Source organism: Brachybacterium huguangmaarense (assembly GCF_025725725.1).
GTDB lineage: Bacteria > Actinomycetota > Actinomycetes > Actinomycetales > Dermabacteraceae > Brachybacterium > Brachybacterium huguangmaarense.
The window spans coordinates 1,010,797-1,028,150 of record NZ_CP107020.1 but is presented as its reverse complement, the minus strand read 5'-3'; the positions used below and the strand labels follow the sequence as shown (position 1 = coordinate 1,028,150).

General features: G+C 74.9%; 17 protein-coding genes and 1 pseudogene. 11 read left to right on the top strand and 7 right to left on the bottom strand.

Translation table 11 applies throughout. From position 1 onward, the window contains the following. The first annotated feature begins 18 nt into the window (after nt 1-18). The 3 genes from BRM3_RS04525 (at nt 19) to BRM3_RS04515 (ending at nt 4,314) form a co-directional block, all read left to right on the top strand. On the top strand, nt 19-1,587 hold the full coding sequence (locus tag BRM3_RS04525) for an HNH endonuclease (protein ID WP_263594900.1): 1,569 nt from the start codon (nt 19-21) through the stop codon (nt 1,585-1,587). Nucleotides 1,588-1,673: 86 nt separating this feature from the next. Beyond that, nucleotides 1,674-2,519, top strand: coding sequence for an aminoglycoside phosphotransferase family protein (locus BRM3_RS04520; protein ID WP_263594899.1), 846 nt, complete (start codon nt 1,674-1,676; stop codon nt 2,517-2,519). Between the two features lie 52 nt (nt 2,520-2,571). Beyond that, complete coding sequence (locus BRM3_RS04515; protein ID WP_263594898.1) at nt 2,572-4,314, top strand: bifunctional 3'-5' exonuclease/DNA polymerase; 1,743 nt, start codon at nt 2,572-2,574, stop codon at nt 4,312-4,314. A gap of 10 nt (nt 4,315-4,324) precedes the next feature. Here BRM3_RS04515 and helR read toward each other — a convergent pair whose 3' ends face one another. Beyond that, nucleotides 4,325-6,598, bottom strand: coding sequence for an RNA polymerase recycling motor ATPase HelR (helR, locus tag BRM3_RS04510; protein ID WP_263594897.1), 2,274 nt, complete (start codon nt 6,596-6,598; stop codon nt 4,325-4,327). Nucleotides 6,599-6,749: 151 nt separating this feature from the next. Here helR and BRM3_RS04505 point away from each other — a divergent pair, with 151 nt between their 5' ends. Next, on the top strand, nt 6,750-7,229 hold the full coding sequence (locus BRM3_RS04505; RefSeq protein ID WP_263594896.1) for a pyrimidine dimer DNA glycosylase/endonuclease V: 480 nt from the start codon (nt 6,750-6,752) through the stop codon (nt 7,227-7,229). Here the strand turns inward: BRM3_RS04505 and BRM3_RS04500 are convergent. Continuing rightward, nucleotides 7,201-8,007 (bottom strand): sulfite exporter TauE/SafE family protein, encoded by an 807-nt coding sequence (locus BRM3_RS04500; protein WP_263594895.1) that lies wholly within the window; start codon nt 8,005-8,007, stop codon nt 7,201-7,203. The two genes, BRM3_RS04505 and BRM3_RS04500, sit on opposite strands and share 29 nt — an antisense overlap. A gap of 86 nt (nt 8,008-8,093) precedes the next feature. Here BRM3_RS04500 and BRM3_RS04495 point away from each other — a divergent pair, with 86 nt between their 5' ends. Next, nucleotides 8,094-9,212, top strand: coding sequence for a phosphotransferase family protein (locus tag BRM3_RS04495; RefSeq protein WP_263594894.1), 1,119 nt, complete (start codon nt 8,094-8,096; stop codon nt 9,210-9,212). Here the strand turns inward: BRM3_RS04495 and BRM3_RS04490 are convergent. The 3 genes from BRM3_RS04490 to BRM3_RS04480 all read right to left on the bottom strand — a co-directional run bounded on the left by BRM3_RS04490 (nt 9,166) and on the right by BRM3_RS04480 (nt 11,672). Then, complete coding sequence (locus BRM3_RS04490; protein WP_263594893.1) at nt 9,166-9,660, bottom strand: DUF3995 domain-containing protein; 495 nt, start codon at nt 9,658-9,660, stop codon at nt 9,166-9,168. The genes BRM3_RS04495 and BRM3_RS04490 overlap by 47 nt on opposite strands. 17 nt (nt 9,661-9,677) lie before the next feature. Next, the gene (gene gdhA, locus BRM3_RS04485) at nt 9,678-11,021 is read right to left on the bottom strand and encodes an NADP-specific glutamate dehydrogenase (RefSeq protein ID WP_263594892.1); all 1,344 of its coding nucleotides are present in this window, start codon (nt 11,019-11,021) and stop codon (nt 9,678-9,680) included. 129 nt (nt 11,022-11,150) lie between these two features. Then, complete coding sequence (locus tag BRM3_RS04480; RefSeq protein ID WP_263594891.1) at nt 11,151-11,672, bottom strand: O-acetyl-ADP-ribose deacetylase; 522 nt, start codon at nt 11,670-11,672, stop codon at nt 11,151-11,153. A 162-nt stretch (nt 11,673-11,834) separates the two neighbouring features. Here BRM3_RS04480 and BRM3_RS04475 point away from each other — a divergent pair, with 162 nt between their 5' ends. Beyond that, nucleotides 11,835-12,458 (top strand): hypothetical protein, encoded by a 624-nt coding sequence (locus tag BRM3_RS04475; RefSeq protein WP_263594890.1) that lies wholly within the window; start codon nt 11,835-11,837, stop codon nt 12,456-12,458. Here the strand turns inward: BRM3_RS04475 and BRM3_RS04470 are convergent. Together BRM3_RS04470 and BRM3_RS04465 are read right to left on the bottom strand one after the other, a co-directional pair. After that, nucleotides 12,439-13,701 carry an enterochelin esterase domain-containing protein gene (locus BRM3_RS04470; protein WP_263594889.1) on the bottom strand — a complete coding sequence of 421 codons (1,263 nt, stop codon included), beginning with the start codon at nt 13,699-13,701 and terminating at the stop codon, nt 12,439-12,441. The two genes, BRM3_RS04475 and BRM3_RS04470, sit on opposite strands and share 20 nt — an antisense overlap. Further along, nucleotides 13,698-14,444 (bottom strand): glycerophosphodiester phosphodiesterase, encoded by a 747-nt coding sequence (locus BRM3_RS04465; RefSeq protein ID WP_263594888.1) that lies wholly within the window; start codon nt 14,442-14,444, stop codon nt 13,698-13,700. Before BRM3_RS04465 ends, BRM3_RS04470 begins: the two co-directional genes overlap by 4 nt. Nucleotides 14,445-14,758: 314 nt before the next feature. Between BRM3_RS04465 and BRM3_RS04460 the strand changes: the two genes are divergently transcribed. The 5 genes and pseudogenes from BRM3_RS04460 to uraD form a co-directional block, all read left to right on the top strand. Then, nucleotides 14,759-15,166 (top strand): DUF1801 domain-containing protein, encoded by a 408-nt coding sequence (locus tag BRM3_RS04460; RefSeq protein WP_263594887.1) that lies wholly within the window; start codon nt 14,759-14,761, stop codon nt 15,164-15,166. Nucleotides 15,167-15,199: 33 nt separating this feature from the next. Next, nucleotides 15,200-15,715, top strand: coding sequence for a ferritin (locus tag BRM3_RS04455; RefSeq protein ID WP_263594886.1), 516 nt, complete (start codon nt 15,200-15,202; stop codon nt 15,713-15,715). 118 nt (nt 15,716-15,833) lie between these two features. Continuing rightward, nucleotides 15,834-15,983 carry a hypothetical protein gene (locus tag BRM3_RS04450; RefSeq protein ID WP_263594885.1) on the top strand — a complete coding sequence of 50 codons (150 nt, stop codon included), beginning with the start codon at nt 15,834-15,836 and terminating at the stop codon, nt 15,981-15,983. A 25-nt stretch (nt 15,984-16,008) separates the two neighbouring features. Beyond that, entirely contained in the window at nt 16,009-16,818 is an 810-nt protein-coding gene (locus BRM3_RS04445) for an alpha/beta fold hydrolase (protein ID WP_263594884.1), read from the top strand. Between the two features lie 58 nt (nt 16,819-16,876). Next, a pseudogene (uraD, locus tag BRM3_RS04440) lies at nt 16,877-17,317 on the top strand (2-oxo-4-hydroxy-4-carboxy-5-ureidoimidazoline decarboxylase); the annotation flags it as partial. Between the last annotated feature and the right edge of the window lie 37 nt (nt 17,318-17,354).

The following is a 17,354-nucleotide window of genomic DNA, read 5'->3' as shown; positions in this document are numbered from 1 at the left end:
CTGGGATGGGATGGTCGCATGACGACGAACCCGCGAGACCTGACCCCGGAGGGCGGAGCCCCTCCTGGGGAGGGTCTGTGCGTGGACGTGGTGCAGGGTGGTCGTGTCCGGCTCGGCGGGGTCGATCTCGGGGCCGTGGCCGCTGCGCTCGCGGGGGTCCCTGGCCGGGTGCTGGAGGATCTGGGGGCGCGGGAGGCGACCGAGGTGCTGGCCCGTGCGAGTGTGCTGCGGTCGGCGCTTGCTGCCGTGGAGGATCACGCGATCATGGCCCTGGACGCGAGGCTCCGCGAGACCGAGGCCCAGCAGCAGGTCCCGGAGCCCAGGCGGGGGCGAGCGACGGCGCATCACGTGACGATGGCCTCGCGTCTGTCCCCGGCGGTGGCTTCGCGGCGTGTGGCCGCGGCGCGTCGTCTCACGGCAGACATGCCCCGCACCCATCGTGCTCTGGCCGAGGGCACCCTGCCGGAGGCGTCGGCCCTCGCGATCGGCACCACGAGCGGGCCCCTGGGCCCGGGCCTGCGGGGCGAGGTCGACGGGATCGTGGTCGATCACCTCCCGTATCTCCAGGACGCGTCGGTGCGGCAGTGGGAGCAGGAGATCGATCTGATCGCGCATCGCCTGGATCCTGGTTCCTTCGCGCGGCGGCATCGGCGAGCGCACGCGGATCGGTCGGTGAGCATCGTGCGGGGTGCCCACGGCATGGGGCGTCTGCACGCGACGCTGTCGGGGATCGATGCGGCCGCGATCGGCAAGAAGCTGTCGGTGGCCGCGGAGCGTCTGCGTGCCCAGGGTGATCGGCGTGGGCATGGGCAGGCGATGGCTGATCTGCTCGCGGACACTCTGCTGGGTCGGGACGAGGCGATGGATCCGGTCCGTCTGGATGTCGGTGTGGTCGTGTCCGACCGGGTGCTGCTGGCGGGCCGGCAGGGTGATGCGGTCATCGAGGGGTACGGCACCATTCCCTCGGGTACCGCGCTCGCCTCGATCACGGCGCCGCGGGGTGTGGACGGGGAGGTCCAGGCGATCCTGCGGCGCCTGTACACGCATCCGGGCACGGGTGAGCTGGTCGCGGTCGAGTCCCGCGCGCGGGCGTTCCCGGTGGCGCTGGCGCGGGTGATCCGGATGGGTCAGGCCGGGTGCATGGGTCCGTTCTGCGGTGCCCCGATCCGCCACATCGACCACATCCAGGCGTTCGCCGATGGTGGGGCGACGTCCCTGGGCAACGGGGCCGGGTTGTGCGCGCACTGCAACTGGACACGCGAGCTCATGGCCCGCGTGCGCGCCTCTCGCGGTGACGACGGGAGTCGGGTCGTCCAGTGGACCTCGAGTCTCGGGGTCATCACCCGACGCACCGGCACCCCGCTCCAAGGACGACACCGACGCTCTCGCCTCGACACCGACGCCGGAGAGCCCCCGACATCGCCACCGACGGCCACCGGGCCGGCGGAGACGCGAGGACAAGAGATGCGGACCGGCCCCGCCGCGTGCCGGGAGTTCGGCCTGCCCCCGGACCTCGTCATCAGCTGCCGGTCGATCGTCGAGGTGACGCTCGCGGCGCTCGTCGCGCGGCGTCTGCGTCCCGGCTAGGACCCGGGCGGGGCGGCCCAGTGCGCGGGTGCACTGCCCGGGCACTGCGCCCCGGGAGCTCGAGAAGGACGCCCTAGGCTCGAGACATGGCGAACACGCGCGATGGCCTGCCGGGAGGCGCGTTCCGCGTGCTGCAGGACCGCTGGCCCGGACTGCCCTGGGCGTCGGCGACCGAAGCCCATGGCGCCTTCCACGGCGTGATCGTGCTCGCCCCCGACGTCGTCATCCGTGTTCGCTCGGATGACGATCATGCTGATCGGACCGCTCATGAGAGGCGGGTCGCCCACGTGGTGGGCGACCTGGGGCTCGACGTGCCCCGGCCGGTCTCCGAGACCGTCTCCGCGCCCGCCTGGTCGGCGATCGCCTGGCAGTTCCGGCCAGGCGCCCCCCTTCGCCCCGGCACATGGCGGGACGACCGACGGATCATCCTTCCGATCCTGGACTCGTGGCGTCTCGCCGCACACCGGAGGAACGCCCTCGTCCACCTGCTTCCTGCCGCTCGGAGCTGGTGCGGCGGCCCTCGATGGCCCGAGATCGTCGAGCGCCTCACGCACCACGACCGACGTCTGCACGACGCGGCCCGGAGAGCGGTGCGCGACGCCCTCGCCGCCGACGAGGACGCGGAGCCGACCCTCGTGCACGGGGATTTCGGGCCCCACAACATCCTCGTCGCAGACGGTCGCCCTCCTGCGCTCATCGACATCGACAACGCCGCCTGGGCCGACCCTGCTCTGGATGTCGCCCCCCTGCTCGCCCACTACGACCACGACGCCCTCGCCCGCGACATCACGACCGAGACCCTGCGCCGAGCGACGGTGCATCGCGCCTCCCTCCCTCTCCAGGTGGCGGCCGCGGCATCGCTCGGCGGCGACACGTCATTGCGGGACCACGCCCTCACCACCTTCGCCCGGCGAGCCCTGTCCTCACCCTGAACCTGCGCCCCACGCGGCCCAGCCCAGGAGCGCCGGGTGGAAGGATGGCCCGATGACCGCTGGATCGCGACGCCCGTGGTGCGTCGTCGGCCGCCTCGGCGAGGGACGCATCGGTCTCGTCGACGTCGACGGGTCCGGGGCGCGGGACGAGCCGGTCGTCCTGCCCGCGGCCGACCTCGCCGCCCGCGTCGCCGCGCGCGAGGCCGAGGACGCGCCGCGCTGGGTGTGGAGCGACACCGCCGAGTGGTACCCGGCGCTCCTCGACGCCGGGATCCGCATCGGGCGCTGCGTGGACCTGCGCCTCGTCCACGCGGTGCTGCGCACCTCGCAGGTCGTCCGGGAGCCCGAGCCGCTGCGGGCCGCGGCGGCGTGGGACGTCTCCCCCGAGCATCTCGCGGCCGAGCCGCGCGGCGACGGCACGCTGTTCTCGCTCGACGGGTCCGCCGGGAGCCCGACGTCCGTGCCGGACGGCCTCGAGGAGGCGCTCGCGGAGTTCGATCGCCAGCGGGCCGCGGCCGAGAGCGCCGCGGAGCCGGGACGCCTGCGCCTGCTGCTCGCGGCCGAGTCGGCCGGCGCGCTCGTGGCGGCCGAGCTGCACGCGGCAGGCATGCCGTGGGATGCGGCCGAGCACGACCGGCTGCTGCGGGAGGCCCTCGGACCGCGCCCCCACGGCGGGCAGGTGCCCGTGAAGATGGCGGAGGCGGCGGCCGAGACCCGGGACGCCCTGGACGATCGCACGCTGAGCCTCGACTCGCCGCCCCGGCTGCTGCGCGCGCTGCGCCGCGCGGGCATCGACGTGGCCTCGACCTCGCGCTGGGAGCTTGAGGCGCACGAGCATCCCGCGATCGCGCCTCTGCTGCGGTACAAGAAGCTCTCCCGCCTCCTGGCCGCCAACGGCTGGTGGTGGATCGACGAGTGGGTGCACGACGGCCGCTATCGGCCCGTCTACGTGCCCGCCGGCGTCGTCACCGGGCGCTGGGCCTCGAGCGGCGGCGGTGCGCTCCAGATCCCCCGTCAGCTCCGCCCCGCGCTGCGAGCCGATCCGGGCTGGCTGCTCGTGAGCGCCGACGTGGCCCAGCTCGAGCCGCGCGTGCTCGCCGCGATGGCGGGGGATGCGGCGATGGCCGCCGCGGGCGCCGCGACCGACCTGTACGCCGGGATCGTCGAGACCGGGGTCGTCGAGACCCGCACCGAGGCGAAGGTGGCCGTGCTCGGCGCGCTCTACGGGTCGACGACGGGCGACAGCGCCCGCCTCGTGCCGCGACTGCGACGCACCTTCCCCGACGCCATGCGGCTCGTGGACCGCGCCGCCGAGGTCGGCGAGGTGGGCGGCACCGTCACCACCTGGCTCGGCCGCTCCTCGCCGCCGCCCGACCCCGGATGGAGCGCCGCCCAGACCTCGGCGCACCTGCCCGACGCCTCGACGGCGGAGCAGGAGCGCGCGGTGCGCGCGGCCCGCTCCCGCGGCCGCTTCACCCGCAACTTCGTCGTGCAGGGCACGGCCGCCGAATGGGCGCTGGCGTGGATGGCGGACCTCCGTCTCCGTCTCGCGCGGTTCGAGCCGGTCGCGGCCGAGCGGGCCGCCCGCGCCTCCGGCCCCGGCTTCGACCGTCAGGCCCATCTCGCGTTCTTCCTGCACGACGAGGTGATCGTGCACGCGCCGGCCGAGCAGGCGGACGCCGCGGCGACGGCGATCCTCGCCGCCGCGGACGCCGCGGGCCGCCTGCTGTTCCCGGGCAGCACGGTCGACTTCCCCCTCGACCTGCACATCGCCGAGCACGCCGGGAAGGCGTGAGGCGCCCGGATCAGCCCGCGGTGTCGGCCAGCACGACGAGCTCGCGCGTCGCGCGGGTCATCGCCACGTAGCGCGCGACCGCGCCGGCCACGCCCGTGCCGAGGGCCTCCGGGTCCACGAGGACGACGAGGTCGAACTCGAGGCCCGCCGCGAGCTCGGGGGTGAGCAGCTGCACGCGGTCGTCGTGCCGCCACGCCCCCTCGCCCCCGGGATCGCCCACGGCGAGCACGCCCACGATCCCCTCGGGATGCGCGGCGAGCCAGCCGTCGACCGTGGCGTCGAGCTCGGTGAGCGCTCCGCGGCGCACGGCGGTCCCCGTCTCGCGGATCGAGGTGGGCACGTTCGCGTCCGGCAGCACCGCACGGATGACCGGCTCGGCCTCGCGCATGATCTCGGCGGGGGTGCGGTAGTTGACGTGCAGCGTGGCCACCTCGACGCCGCGCGGCAGGCCGACCCGGGCCAGGCGCTCGGTCCAGCTCTCGGCGAAGCCGCGGCGTGACTGCGCCCGGTCCCCGACGATCGTGAGGCTGCGGGAGGGGCAGCGTCGCAGGATCATGCCTCGCTCGGCGTCGGTGAGCTCCTGGGCCTCGTCGACGATCACGTGCGCGAACGGTCCGGCGAGGTCCTCGGGCGCCGCCTCGGGAGTCTCCGCCGCCGCGACCAGGGCGCCGCGCAGGTCGTCGCCGCGCAGCATCGACATCTGCAGCATCTCGGTCTGGTCGGAGGCGATCAGGTCGTCGATGATCCCGGACAGGTCCTCCTCGGTCCGTGCGCGGGCCGCGTCGGCCCGCCGACGCCGTCGCTCGTGGCCCGGGTCTCCGAGCCGGTGGCGCGCCGCATCGAGCAGCGGCAGGTCGGCGTCCGTCCAGGCGCGGGGGTCGGCGCGGCGGAGCCGGGCGGCGTCCTGCCGGTCGAGCCACGGGGCGCAGCGCCGCAGGTAGGCGGGCACCTCCCACAGGTCGGCGACCAGGTCGGCGGCGTCGAGGATCGGCCAGGCCTGCCGCAGCGCGGCGGTCAGCTCCTCGTCGTGGTCGAGGTCGGCGCGCACACGGTCCACCTCGAGGTCCTCCTCGTCGGCGTCGAGCCTGCTGAGCACGATCTCGGCGAGCTCGTCGAGGATCTGCTCCCGCGCCAGGTTGTGGGGCGTCCCGGACGCGACCGCGGCGAAGGCGTCGGCCCAGTCGGCGGCGGTCAGGTGCACGCTCCCCCACGGCGTCTCGACATCGAGGGGGGCGGTCGGCGGCTCCTCGTAGAAGGCGACGGCGGGCTCGATCGCCGCGACCATGCGGACATCGCCCTTGAGCGCGGCGGCGCGCGGGTCGCGCTCCGCGGCGAGCGCGCCGTCGGCGCCCTCGGGCACGAGATCGGCCAGGGTGCACGTGCGCACGTCGTCCTCGCCGAGGTTCGGCAGCACGTCCGCGACGTAGCGCAGGTAGGGGCGGTGCGGGCCGACCACGAGCACCCCGTCCCGGCGCGTCCGCGGGTCGGCGTAGAGGAGATAGGCCGCGCGGTGCAGCGCGACCACGGTCTTGCCGGTGCCCGGGCCGCCGTCGACCACGAGCGGGGTGCGCGCGTCGGCCCGGATGACGGCGTCCTGATCCGCGGCGAGGGTCGCGAGCACGTCGCGCATCCGTGGGGTGCGGGCCTCGCCGAGGCTCTCGAGGAACTCCGAGTCGTCGTCGGGCGCGGCCGGGGCCACGAGCACGGTCGCGGCCTCCGGACCGCCCGGCGCCCGGAACGTCTCGTCGACGTAGTCCCGCACCTGGCCGCCGACCCACCGGTAGCGGCGCCGGCTCGCCAGATCGAGCGGGTGCGCCCTGGTCGCGGCGAAGAACGGCTCGGCGGCCGGCGAGCGCCAGTCCAGGAGCAGCGGATCGCCGTGCGCGTCGGCGACCCCGAGCCGTCCGATGTAGCGCGGCGAGCCGCCGTCGACGGCGACGGTGCGGCCCAGACAGGCGTCGAGGGAGAAGCGGTCGAGGCGGCGCCGTCGCGCGCCCAGGCTCCGCACGGCGACGTCGCGTTCGACCCGCTCCTGGCCGTCCCGGGCCGGGGCGGCCAGGGCCTGCTCGAGGCGGGCGCCGAGATCGGCGCGGGCGGCGGACAGCGCGGTGCCGATCGCGGCGAACTGGGCCTCGTCTGCGGCGAGCAGCGACGGCGCGGACTTCTCGGCGAGGCGCGAGGGCAGGGCGAAGGCCGACCCCGACGGTGCGGAGGCGGACGGTGCGGAAGTGGACGGGGTGGAGGCGGACGGGGAGGGCGGGGATGACGGGCGCGGACGGGTCATGGCATCTCCGGGAGCAGGGCGGGCGGCGGGCGGGCGAGGCCTGGATTCTGCGCCCCGCAGGGGCCCTTGCCGCAAGCCCCCCTCGCGCGTCTATCCTGGTCATGGCAGGGGCGGTCGGCCGGGCGGCGCGACAGATGGCAGGATCGGCCCCATGCGACTGTGGAGCCTGCACCCCGCGATCCTCGACCGGGCGGCGCTCGTCGCCGTGTGGCGCGAGGCCCTCCTGGCGCAGAAGGTGCTCGCGGGCGAGACCCGCGGCTACACCCGCCACCCCCAGCTGGAGCGGTTCCGCGCCCAGCCCCGCCCGCTCGAGAGCGTCGGCGCCTACCTGTCCGGGGTGCGCGACGAGGCGCTCGCCCGCGGGTATCGCTTCGACGCGCTGAGGATCCGGGAGGCCGGCGACCCCGCGGCGCTCCCCCCGATCCCCGTGACCCGCGGACAGCTCGCCCTCGAGCTCGAGCATCTGCGGGCCAAGTGCGTCGAGCGCGCGCCCGACTGGCTCGACCGTCTGCCGGCGCCGGGCGTGCCGCCCCGGCCCCACCCGCTGTTCGCGGCGGTCGACGGTGACGTCGAGCCGTGGGAGCGCGCGGCGCCGGGGGAGGTCAGCCGAGCAGCGTCTCGGCGAGGGTGAACACCGCGACCGCACCGAGCAGACTCGCGAACACGAGCGTGAGTGTCGAGGGGCGGGCGCGTTCGGACAGCGGCCCGCCCAGCAGGCCGCCGGCCATCGAGCCGAGGGCGAACAGGAGCGTGACGCCCCAGTCGACGTGCACGTCGGTCCCGATCCGGGAGAGCAGCCCCACCGCGCTCGCCACGAGCATGACCAGCAGCGACGTCCCCGCGGCTCGCCGCATCGAGAGACCCAGGGCGAGCACGAGCATGGGCACCACGATGAAGCCGCCGCCCACCCCGAAGAACCCGGTGAGGGCGCCTGTCGCGGTCGCGGTGGCCACGAGCACAGGCCAGGACAGGGAGCGGGCGGCCGGCGCGGGGCTCTCGGCCCCGGACGGTCGTCGGGCGTGCGCCGCCTCCTCGCGCTGGGTGGCCGCCGCGCGGCGGAACATCGCGACCGAGACCACCGCGAGCAGGCACGCGAAGGCGATCATGAGCACGGCCGCCGGGACCAGGGCCGACAGCCGCGAGCCCGCCGCCGTCCCGACGGTCGAGCACGCCGCGAACACGAGGCCGTCGCGCCAGGCGACGTTGCCGCGCCGGGCATGGAAGAGGATGCTCGCGAGCGCTGTCATGCCCACGATGACGAGGGAGGAGGCCGTGGCCGCGTGGGGGTCCTGCCCGAGCAGGTAGACGAGGATCGGGACCGCCAGGATGCCGCCGCCCGCCCCGAGGGCCCCTACCACCACGCCCACACCCAGGCCGACGAGGGCGGCCAGGAGCATCGCGGTCGTCACGGGGCGGCTCCTTGCGGATCGGGGACGGCACGAGCGTAGACCGCGTCACCGCACCCCGGCTGTCCGGCGGCCCTAGACTCCGGGCAGTGAGCACTCTCGGCACCGCCTCGCCCGTCGCCTCTCCCGCGTTCGGGCAGCGCCTGCTGGCCGCATGGCGCGACGGCACCCTGGTCCCGGACGGCGCCGACGGGGCGCACAGCGCGCGCGAGGCGCAGGCGGTGGTGACCGGGGTGGGCGAGTCCTTCGTCGCGTGGCGGCTCACGCCCGCGCACGGCGAGAGGCTCGTGGTGCGCGTGCCGTGGCGGCCGCTCGACGATCTGGCCCAGCCTCTCGGCGAGGAGATCGCCGCGCTCGGCCACGTCGACCCGGCCGTCGGCCCGCGGCCCGTGGCGGCGTGCACGGATCCGGGGCGCAGCCCGATCGAGCTGCCCTATGTGGTCACGTCCTACGTGCCCGGGCGGGTGCTCGCGCCGCGCCGATGGACGTCCGCGCATCTGGCGGCGCACGCGCGGACCCTCGCCGTGCTGCACCGCCCCGTCCTCCCGGGGCGCGGCCGGCTCCTGCCCGGCACGCGCGCCGAGCAGGAGGAGGGCCTCGTCCGCGGCCCCTTCTCGATCCTCGCCGAGGTCGACGGCGCCTTCTCCTGGTGGCGCGAGCACCACCCCGAGGTCACGGGCGAGCCGCTCACCGCCGGGCTGCTGGACGCCGCCCGCGCCGTGTGCGCGGCGGCCGAGCCCGTCGCGGCACGCCTGGACTCCTTCACCCTCGCCCACGGCGACCTGTGCGCGACCAACGTCGTGTGGGAGGACGACGGGTCGGGCGCCGGGCCCGTGCCCCGCTACATCGACTTCGAGTGGGCCCAGGCCGACGACCCCGCCCGGGACGTCGCGATCATCGGCGGTCCCGTGCACGGCGGGCCCTGGTACGTGCCGATGGACGCGGAGGCCCACGAGGGCTTCCTGCTCGCCTACGTCGACGCGGCCCGCGCGCTCGCCCCGGACCGGGCCCTCGACGTCGACGAGCTGCGGATCCGGCGCGACGCGTGGGAGGCCTACGAGCGCACCGCGATGTACCTGCACGTGTCGCGCCGGGCCGCCGACGGCGACCCGGTGCACGCGGCCGCCCTCCCGGTCCTGCGGGACGGCCTCGCCCGGCGCCTCAGCGGCGAGCTCCCGGATTCGTGCGGCGCCGGCGGGTGCGGGTGAGCCCGACGGCGAGCGCCACGCCCCACAGGACGAACATCGGGTCCCAGATCCACGCGTGGCCGATCATGCCGGCGCGATCGACGCCCCCGTCGGGCGCGACCGCTCCTGCGAGCACGAGCTGCGCGGCGACGGCACCCGCGCCGCCCCACACCACGAGCACCGCGGCGCCCGTCCAGCACACGGCGCGGGCCGGCCGCCGCACCGGCCAGCCCCGGAGGGCGAGCACGAGCGGGGCGGCCGCCGCGACGAGCTTGACGATCCCCACCAGGGCGAGCGCCCCGCGGGCGTCCGCGAACTGCTCGACCATCCGGCTGCCGACGGTGGCGAGCAGCCACGTCCCGCCGAGCGCCCAGTACAGGCTGAACATGCCGTGCACGATGCCGACGGACGCGGCCACCGCGAAGGCGGCCGCGCCGGCGCCGCCCGCGGTGGTCGTGCGCTCGCTCATGGAGCGGGGCCGATCCGTCAGATGACGCCGAAGGCCATCATCGCGTCGGCCACCTTGCGGAAGCCGGCCACGTTCGCGCCCAGCACGTAGTCGCCCGGCCGGCCGAACTCGTCGGCCGTCTCGAGGCACGTGGTGTGGATGCCCTTCATGATCGCCGTGAGCCGGTCCTCGGTGTACTCGAAGGTCCAGGCGTCGCGCGAGGCGTTCTGCTGCATCTCGAGCGCCGAGGTCGCGACGCCGCCGGCGTTCGCGGCCTTGCCGGGGCCGAAGGCGATGCCCTTGTCGCGGAACACCGCGACGGCCGAGGGGGTGCACGGCATGTTCGCGCCCTCGGAGACCGCCTCGACGCCGTTGGCCACGAGGGTCCGGGCGGCCTGCTCGTCGAGCTCGTTCTGGGTGGCCGACGGGAGCGCGATCGCGACCGGCACGTCCCACACGCTGCCGCCCGCGACGTAGCGCGCACGCCCGCCGCGACGCTCGGCGTACTCGGAGATGCGGCCGCGCTCGACCTCCTTGATCTGCTTGAGCAGCTCGAGGTCGATCCCGTCGTCGTCGACGACGTAGCCCGAGGAGTCCGAGGCGGTCACGGCGATGCCGCCGAGCTGCTCGGTCTTCTCGATCGCGTACAGGGCCACGTTGCCCGAGCCCGAGACGGCCACGCGGCGGCCGTCGAAGCTCGAGCCGCGCGCCTTGAGCATCTCGTCGGCGAAGATCGCGGCGCCGTAGCCGGTGGCCTCCTTGCGCACGAGCGAGCCGCCCCAGTCGAGGCCCTTGCCGGTCAGGGTGCCGGCCTCGTAGCGGTTGGTCAGGCGCTTGTACTGGCCGAACAGGAAGCCGATCTCGCGGGCGCCCACGCCGATGTCGCCGGCCGGGACGTCCGTGTACTCGCCGATGTGGCGGTGCAGCTCCGTCATGAACGACTGGCAGAAGCGCATGACCTCGCCGTCGGACCGGCCGTGGGGGTCGAAGTCGCTGCCGCCCTTGCCGCCGCCGATGGGCAGGCCGGTCAGGGAGTTCTTGAAGATCTGCTCGAAGCCGAGGAACTTCACGATGCCGAGGTTGACGCTGCGGTGGAACCGCAAGCCGCCCTTGTAGGGGCCCAGGGCGGAGTTGTACTCGACGCGGAAGCCGCGGTTGACCTGCACGGTCCCGGCGTCGTCGACCCACGGCACGCGGAAGATGATCTGCCGCTCGGGCTCGCACAGGCGGGTGATGATGCCCTTGTCGGAGTACTCCGGGTGGCGCTCCTGGACCACCTGCAGGGACTCGAAGACCTCGCGGACGGCCTGATGGAACTCGGGCTCGCCGGGGTTGCGACGGAGGACCTCGTCGAGGGTCTGCTGCAGAGTGGGATCGAGCATGGGATTCCTTTCCTCGGTGCGACGCGGGGCGCACGGCCGGAGACAGCCTAGGGACGGTGGCCGGGCACCGCCTGCACCGTCCGTTCCGCGAAACGGACGCATGATCTCACATGGTGGCCTGCACCGGCGTCACGCCGCGAGCGCCTTCTCGTAGGCGGCGTAGGTCGTCTCGTCGAACAGGACCAGGACGATCTCGTCGAAGCCGCCGAGGCGCGACGTCGTCTCCCGGATCGTGTCGATCGCGAGGCGGGCGGCACGGTCCACGGGGAAGCGGTAGACGCCCGTGGAGATGGAGGGGAAGGCGACCCGGGACAGGCCGTTGTCGTGCGCCACCTCGAGGCTGCGCCGATAGGCCGAGGCGAGCTCGGCGTCCTTCTCCTCGGGCTTGGTCTTCGCCCACACGGGACCGACGGTGTGGATCACGTGGCCGACGGGCAGGTCGTGGCCGCCTGTGAGCTTGGCGTCGCCCGTGTCGCAGCCGCCCAGCGTGCGGCACTCCTCGAGCAGGCCGGGTCCGGCCGCACGGTGGATGGCGCCGTCGACGCCGCCGCCGCCCAGCAGCGAGTGGTTGGCGGCGTTGACGATCGCGTCGACGTCGGTCAGGGCCGTGATGTCGCCGCGGCGCAGGCTGATCGGTGCGCTGTCTGCCATGAGAACCTCCCGGGAGATGTCGTCGGGCCCACGCTATCCAGTCGCGCGTCGTCCCGGATCGTTCCCGGAGAAGTCCGCCGTCCCCTCCTCCGGCACGAGGGGGCATGCTTGGATCAGGGTCCACCGCGCCGGGGTGGATGCCGTCGTCCCGAGGGAGCTGTCATGTCCGTCGTCCGCAGCAGCATGGCCGTGCGCGCCGCGGCGTCCGTGCTCGCGATCGCGGGTCTCGCGACCGCCTGTGGGCCCGCACGCGAGACGGAGCCCACGAGCGAGCCCGCCACCGCGAGCGCGTCGACGAGCCCGAGCGCCTCGGAGAGCCCGAGCACGTCGCCCAGCTCCACGCGCTCCGCGAGCGCGAGCCCCTCGACCCCGACGGAGGAGCCGAGCTCGACGCCCACGGAGCCGCCGTCGAGCTCCTCGCTGACCCTCAAGCCCACCGGCACGCGCTCCGATGCGAGCACCGACGACCCGTCCTCCGACGCGCAGGGCGACGCCGCGCCCGACGAGTGGTTCACGTCGGGCTCGAGCTTCGATCTGCCCTACGCCGTCGACCCGATCGCCGTCGAGTCCCTCGACGACGGGATCGGCCAGCTCTCCTCGGACTCGGACGCCTCGGACTACGCGATCAGCGGGACGTGCGCGCACGGCCTCGACTCCTCGCGCGACAGGCTCGAGACGACGTGCCAGGTCACGGACCTCAACCGCTCGGGGCGCACCGCCACCTGGGTCATCACGGCGACGCCGGTCGCCGACGACGAGCTCGCGCTCACCGCCCGGGTGCGCTGAGGGACCGCCCCTCGGCCTCGAGCAGGTCCAGGCCGTCCGAGAGGCCGTGGCGCCACCACGCGTAGTCGTGGCCGCCGCGGTAGGTGCGATGCCCCACGAGGGCGCCGTGCGCGGCGAGCGCGCCCGCGAGCTCCGCGGAGAGCGCGGCCATCTCCCCCTCCTCGCTCCCGGCCTGCACGACGAGTCGCCCGGCGGGCGCCGGGGCGTCGGCGATCCAGCGCAGCAGGTCCCCGCGTCCGGTGCGCGCGTCGCCGTCGCCCGCGAACCAGTACGAGCCGGACTGGGCGATGCCGCGCGCGGCGAGGTCCGGTCGGCGCAGCACGAGGCTCGCGGCCGCGAGGCCCCCGTAGGACTGGCCCGCGAGGACCACGCGCTCGGCGTCCCAGCGCAGGCCGCTCGCCGCGGAGGTGCGCGCGATCGCGTCCCTCACGAGGTCCGCCGCGCGGTCCGGGTCGGGCAGCTCGCGCGCCCGCTGCGGGAGGGAGGCGGAGTCGATCAGGAGCAGGTCCCAGGCGCCTGCACGGCGGCCGAGGGGGGCCGCGGCGTCGAGCCGCCGCCAGGTGTGGCCGTCGAAGAGGACCAGCAGCCGACGGGGAGCGGCGCCGCTCCCCTGCCAGAGGGTCACCGCGCGCTCGTCGTCCCCCAGCTCGTGGACCGCGCTCCAGGCCGTCTCGGGCAGCGGGGGCGCGGAGTCGGCCCAGTCGGGGTGCTCCCGGGCGTCGGGGCCGACGAGCAGCGAGGACGTGCGCCCGAAGCCGTCGGTGAGGGTGCGCGCGTTGCGGGGGTCGGGCCGTCCTGCCGCATGCACGTCGCGCCAGCCGGCACGCCCGGCGCCGATGTCAGCGGGGATCCGGTCGCGCACGACGATCCGGTAGCCGAGCACGACGTCGGGGGCCAGGAGGTAGGTCAGGGCGTGCCAGCGGGTGCCGGGCACGCGCGGCGCGAGCGCGCCGGTCACGTCCTCGCGGTGCCGGTCGGTCAGGGTGTTCAGGTGCATGAGCACGGCGTGCTCGGCGCCGTCGCCCTCCCACAGGAAGGTGGTCTCGACGAGCTCGACCCCCGCCGCCTCCCGGCGGGCGCCGAGGATCGGCGTGCCATGCGCGGCGGCCGCGGCGAGCGCGGCGTCGGTCGGATGTGCGGGCCACCAGGCGGGGGTGGCGCGCAGGGGCGCGCCGTCGGGGCCCGTCGGGGTCGCCGGGACCTCGGGTTGGGGCGAGGGCCGGTCCGTCGGGGCAGGGCTCATGCGCGGCGGAGGCGGGCGAGCGCCCAGCCGGCGTCGTCGGTGCTGATCGAGTCCGCGCCCGCCTCGAGCGCCCGGTCCAGCTGCTCGTCGGTGTTGGCGGTCCACACGTTCACCTGGACCCCTGCGGCGTGGGCGCGGTCGACGTCCGCGCGCGTCACGGCGTCCACGTCGATCGAGAGCCACTCGGCGCCGAGCTCGGCGAGGGTCGCGAACACGCTCTCGTCGGTGCGCTGCACGATCCAGCCGATGGGCACGTGCGGGGCGCTGCGCCGGATCGCGGCGAGCGCGTCGGGGATGAAGGAGATGACGGTCGCGCCCTCGCGCCCGGCGAGCAGCGCGCCGACGGCCTCGGCGGCCGCCGGCGCCTTGACCTCGACGTAGGCCTGCGGGACGGCGCCCTCGGCGGTGCGGCCCGTGTCGTCGAGCAGGTCGAGCAGCTGCTGCAGGGAGGGCACGTGCTCGCCCTCCCCGAGCACCACCTCGTCGAGCGCGGCGCGGGTGAGGGCCGCGAGGGCGCCGGTGCGGCGCGGGGAGGCGGGGTCGGCGGTCCGGTCGATGCTCTCGTCGTGCATGACGACGATGTGGCCGTCGGCGCTCAGATGGACGTCGCACTCGACGCCGTCGGCGCCGTCGGCGAGGGCGCGGCGGAAGGAGCGCAGGGTGTTCTCGGGCTCGAGCAGGGCGGCGCCGCGGTGGCCGATCAGGACGGGACGGGCGACGGCATCGGCAGCAGGGGTGGTCATGGGCACGATCCTCGCGGGCCGGCCCGGGGGCCGCAAGGGCATGGGCGAGCCCGCAGGCGTCGCTCCGACCGGGGTCGGGGCGCGTGCCGGGGGACGAGGTCCGGCGCCTGCGGGCTCGGGCAGCTCGGTGGTATTCGCTGCGCGTCCGTCGATCAGTGATCGAGGGCTGCCTCAGCGGCGAGCCACCTCACGCGTCCGATGGGAAATCATTCCTCGGATCACCTCCTTCCTGTGTGCGTTCATCGTGGACCCGGGTCGCGAGGGCGTGCAACGGGTTTTCCCGAGGGCTGACGGCGCCGCTCTAGGATCACGGCATGGCCGCCCCGAAGACCCGTCCCACCGATGAGGACCCCGTCGCCTACTGCGCCGCGCTGCCGACCGCGCGACGCCGTTCCGAGGGCGCGCGCCTGCTGACGCTCATGGGCGAGGTCACCGGCTGCGATCCCGTCATGTGGGGGCCGAGCATGATCGGCTACGGCTCGAGCGCGGCGTCCTCCCGGGGCAGTGCCGGAGCGGAGTGGTTCCGCGTCGGCTTCAGCCCGCGCCGCGCCGCGATCTCCCTGTACGGGCTGCAGGAGCACGAGGGCGCCCGGGCGCTCCTGGACCGGCTCGGCACCCACCGCCTCGGCGCCGGCTGCGTGTACGTCAACGATCTCGGGGACGTCGACCTCGAGGTGCTGCGCGCGCTCGTCGAGCTCGCGTGGGACACGGGCCGGGGCTGACAGCGCTTCAGGGGCCCGTCTATCGTCGGGCCCATGAAGATGAGCCATGACCTTGAGAAGAAGTTCTCCGAGCAGATCACCCTCGAGCTGACCGCGGAGGCCACCTACCGCCAGCTCGCGATCGAGGCCGACGAGCAGTCGCTGACCGGCATCGCCTCGTGGCTGCGCCACCAGGCCGACGAGGAGGTGGTGCACGCCAACAAGTTCATCGACCACGTCGTGGACCGCGGCAACCACGCCGCGATCGGCACCATCACCCCCGCCTCGATCGCCCCCGGGCTGTCGGTGCGCGCGATCTTCGAGGCGGCCCTCGCGCACGAGGAGAAGGTCTCCGAGTCGATCCGCGAGCTGTACCGGTCCGCCGAGAAGGAGGGCGACTTCGACTCCCGCCCGCTGCTGAACTGGTTCGTCGACGAGCAGATCGAGGAGGAGGCCACCGTCTCCGAGATCATCGACCGGATCACCCTGATCGGGGAGGACGGCTCGGGCATCCTCCGCCTCGACGCCGAGCTCGGCGAGCGCCCGGCCGAGTCCACCGAGGACGACTGACGCATCCTCCGGCCAGGGGCTCCCGGCCCGGGTCTGTCCCCCGGGAGCCCCACCTGGCAGGATGAGCGGCAGGCGCCCCCTGCCCCGGTGGTGCGCCCTCGACGACGATGGAGCACCGATGCCCAGCTCGAGCCCGTACATCTCCTTCCCCGGCACCGCGGCCGAGGCCTTCGCGTACTACGCCGACGTGTTCGGCGGCGATCTTGATCTCCTCCGCGACGGCGTGCTGTTCGCCGTCGTGGTGCCCGGCGACGGACGGACGTCCTGACCCCGCCCGAGGGGCGGCCCTCACGATGACGGTCGAGCTCACGGCCCTTGTCCTGCAGCGCGCCGGAACCCGGATCACGGTGCGACGTCGCGCGTCGACGAGCGGGCGCTGGCTCGTGCTGTGCCACGGGGCCGGCATGGACGGTCACATGTTCGACCCTCAGCTCGGCGCGATCCCCGAGGACTGCGGGATCTGCGTGTGGGACGCGCGCGGCCATGGCTCCTCCCCGCTGCCCGGGCCGTTCCGCTACACCGATATGGCCGAGGATCTCGAGGCCCTCGTGGCGACTCTCGGCTCCCAGGACCTCACCCTCGTGGGCCAGGCGATGGGCGGCCAGCTGGTCCAGACCTTCGCGGCGCGCCATCCGGGCGGCGCCGATCGCCTGGTCCTGATCGACACGGCCGACAACCACGGCCCCGACGGCCGACGCGAACGGATCGCCCTCGCGTCCACGGGTCCGCTCGTGCGCGCCCGTCCCTGGCGGTGGACCGCACGGCGGTGGGCGTCCCGCTACGGCGCCGCCCACGCGACCCGCGCCTACGCGACCGCCCGGCTCGAGCGCATCGGGCAGCGGCGCATGGTCGAGGTGACCAGGTCTGTCGCCGCAGCCCTCACCCCCGACCCGGACTACCGCTTCGAGGTGCCGGTGCTGCTGCTGGTGGGCGCCAAGGACCGACTGGGCGCCATCCGCCGGGAGATGGCCGCGATGGCGCGCAAGAACCCCGACCTCGCCGAGCTGGTGGTCCTGCCGGGTGCGGCGCACAACTCCAACCAGGACCGGCCCGGCGAGACGAACGCCGCGATCCGCCGCTTCCTCGAGCGCCACCTGGTCTGAGCGCGGGACCGGCTCGTCGTGCCGGTGCGGCGAGGATCGCGCACGCTACAGTCGGCCCATGGATCTGGCCGAGTTCAATCGCGCCCCCGCCTCCGCCGCGGCGCAGACCGCCCGGGTGTGGGCAGATGTGCCGCGCTGGGTCGAGGAGATCGTCGCCCATCGCCCCTACGGCTCGGTCGACGAGCTCGCCGACGTCGCCGGTGATGCCGCCGCCACCTGGGGGGCCGAGGATCTCGATGCCGCACTCGTCCACCATCCCCGCATCGGCGAGCGCCCCGGGGGATCCGGTGCCGAGGCCGCGGCCTCGCGCACCGAGCAGGCCGCCGTCGCGGGAGCGGATCCCGCCGTGACCGCCGCGATCGCCCAGGCCAACGTCGACTACGAGCAGCGCTTCGGCCGCGTGTTCCTCATCCGGGCCGCCGGCCGCTCCCCCGAGGAGATGCTCGCCGAGGTCCGTCGCCGTCTGGCCCTCGACGAGGCGACCGAGACCGCCGAGGCCCTCGCGCAGCTGCGCGAGATCGCGATCCTCCGCCTGC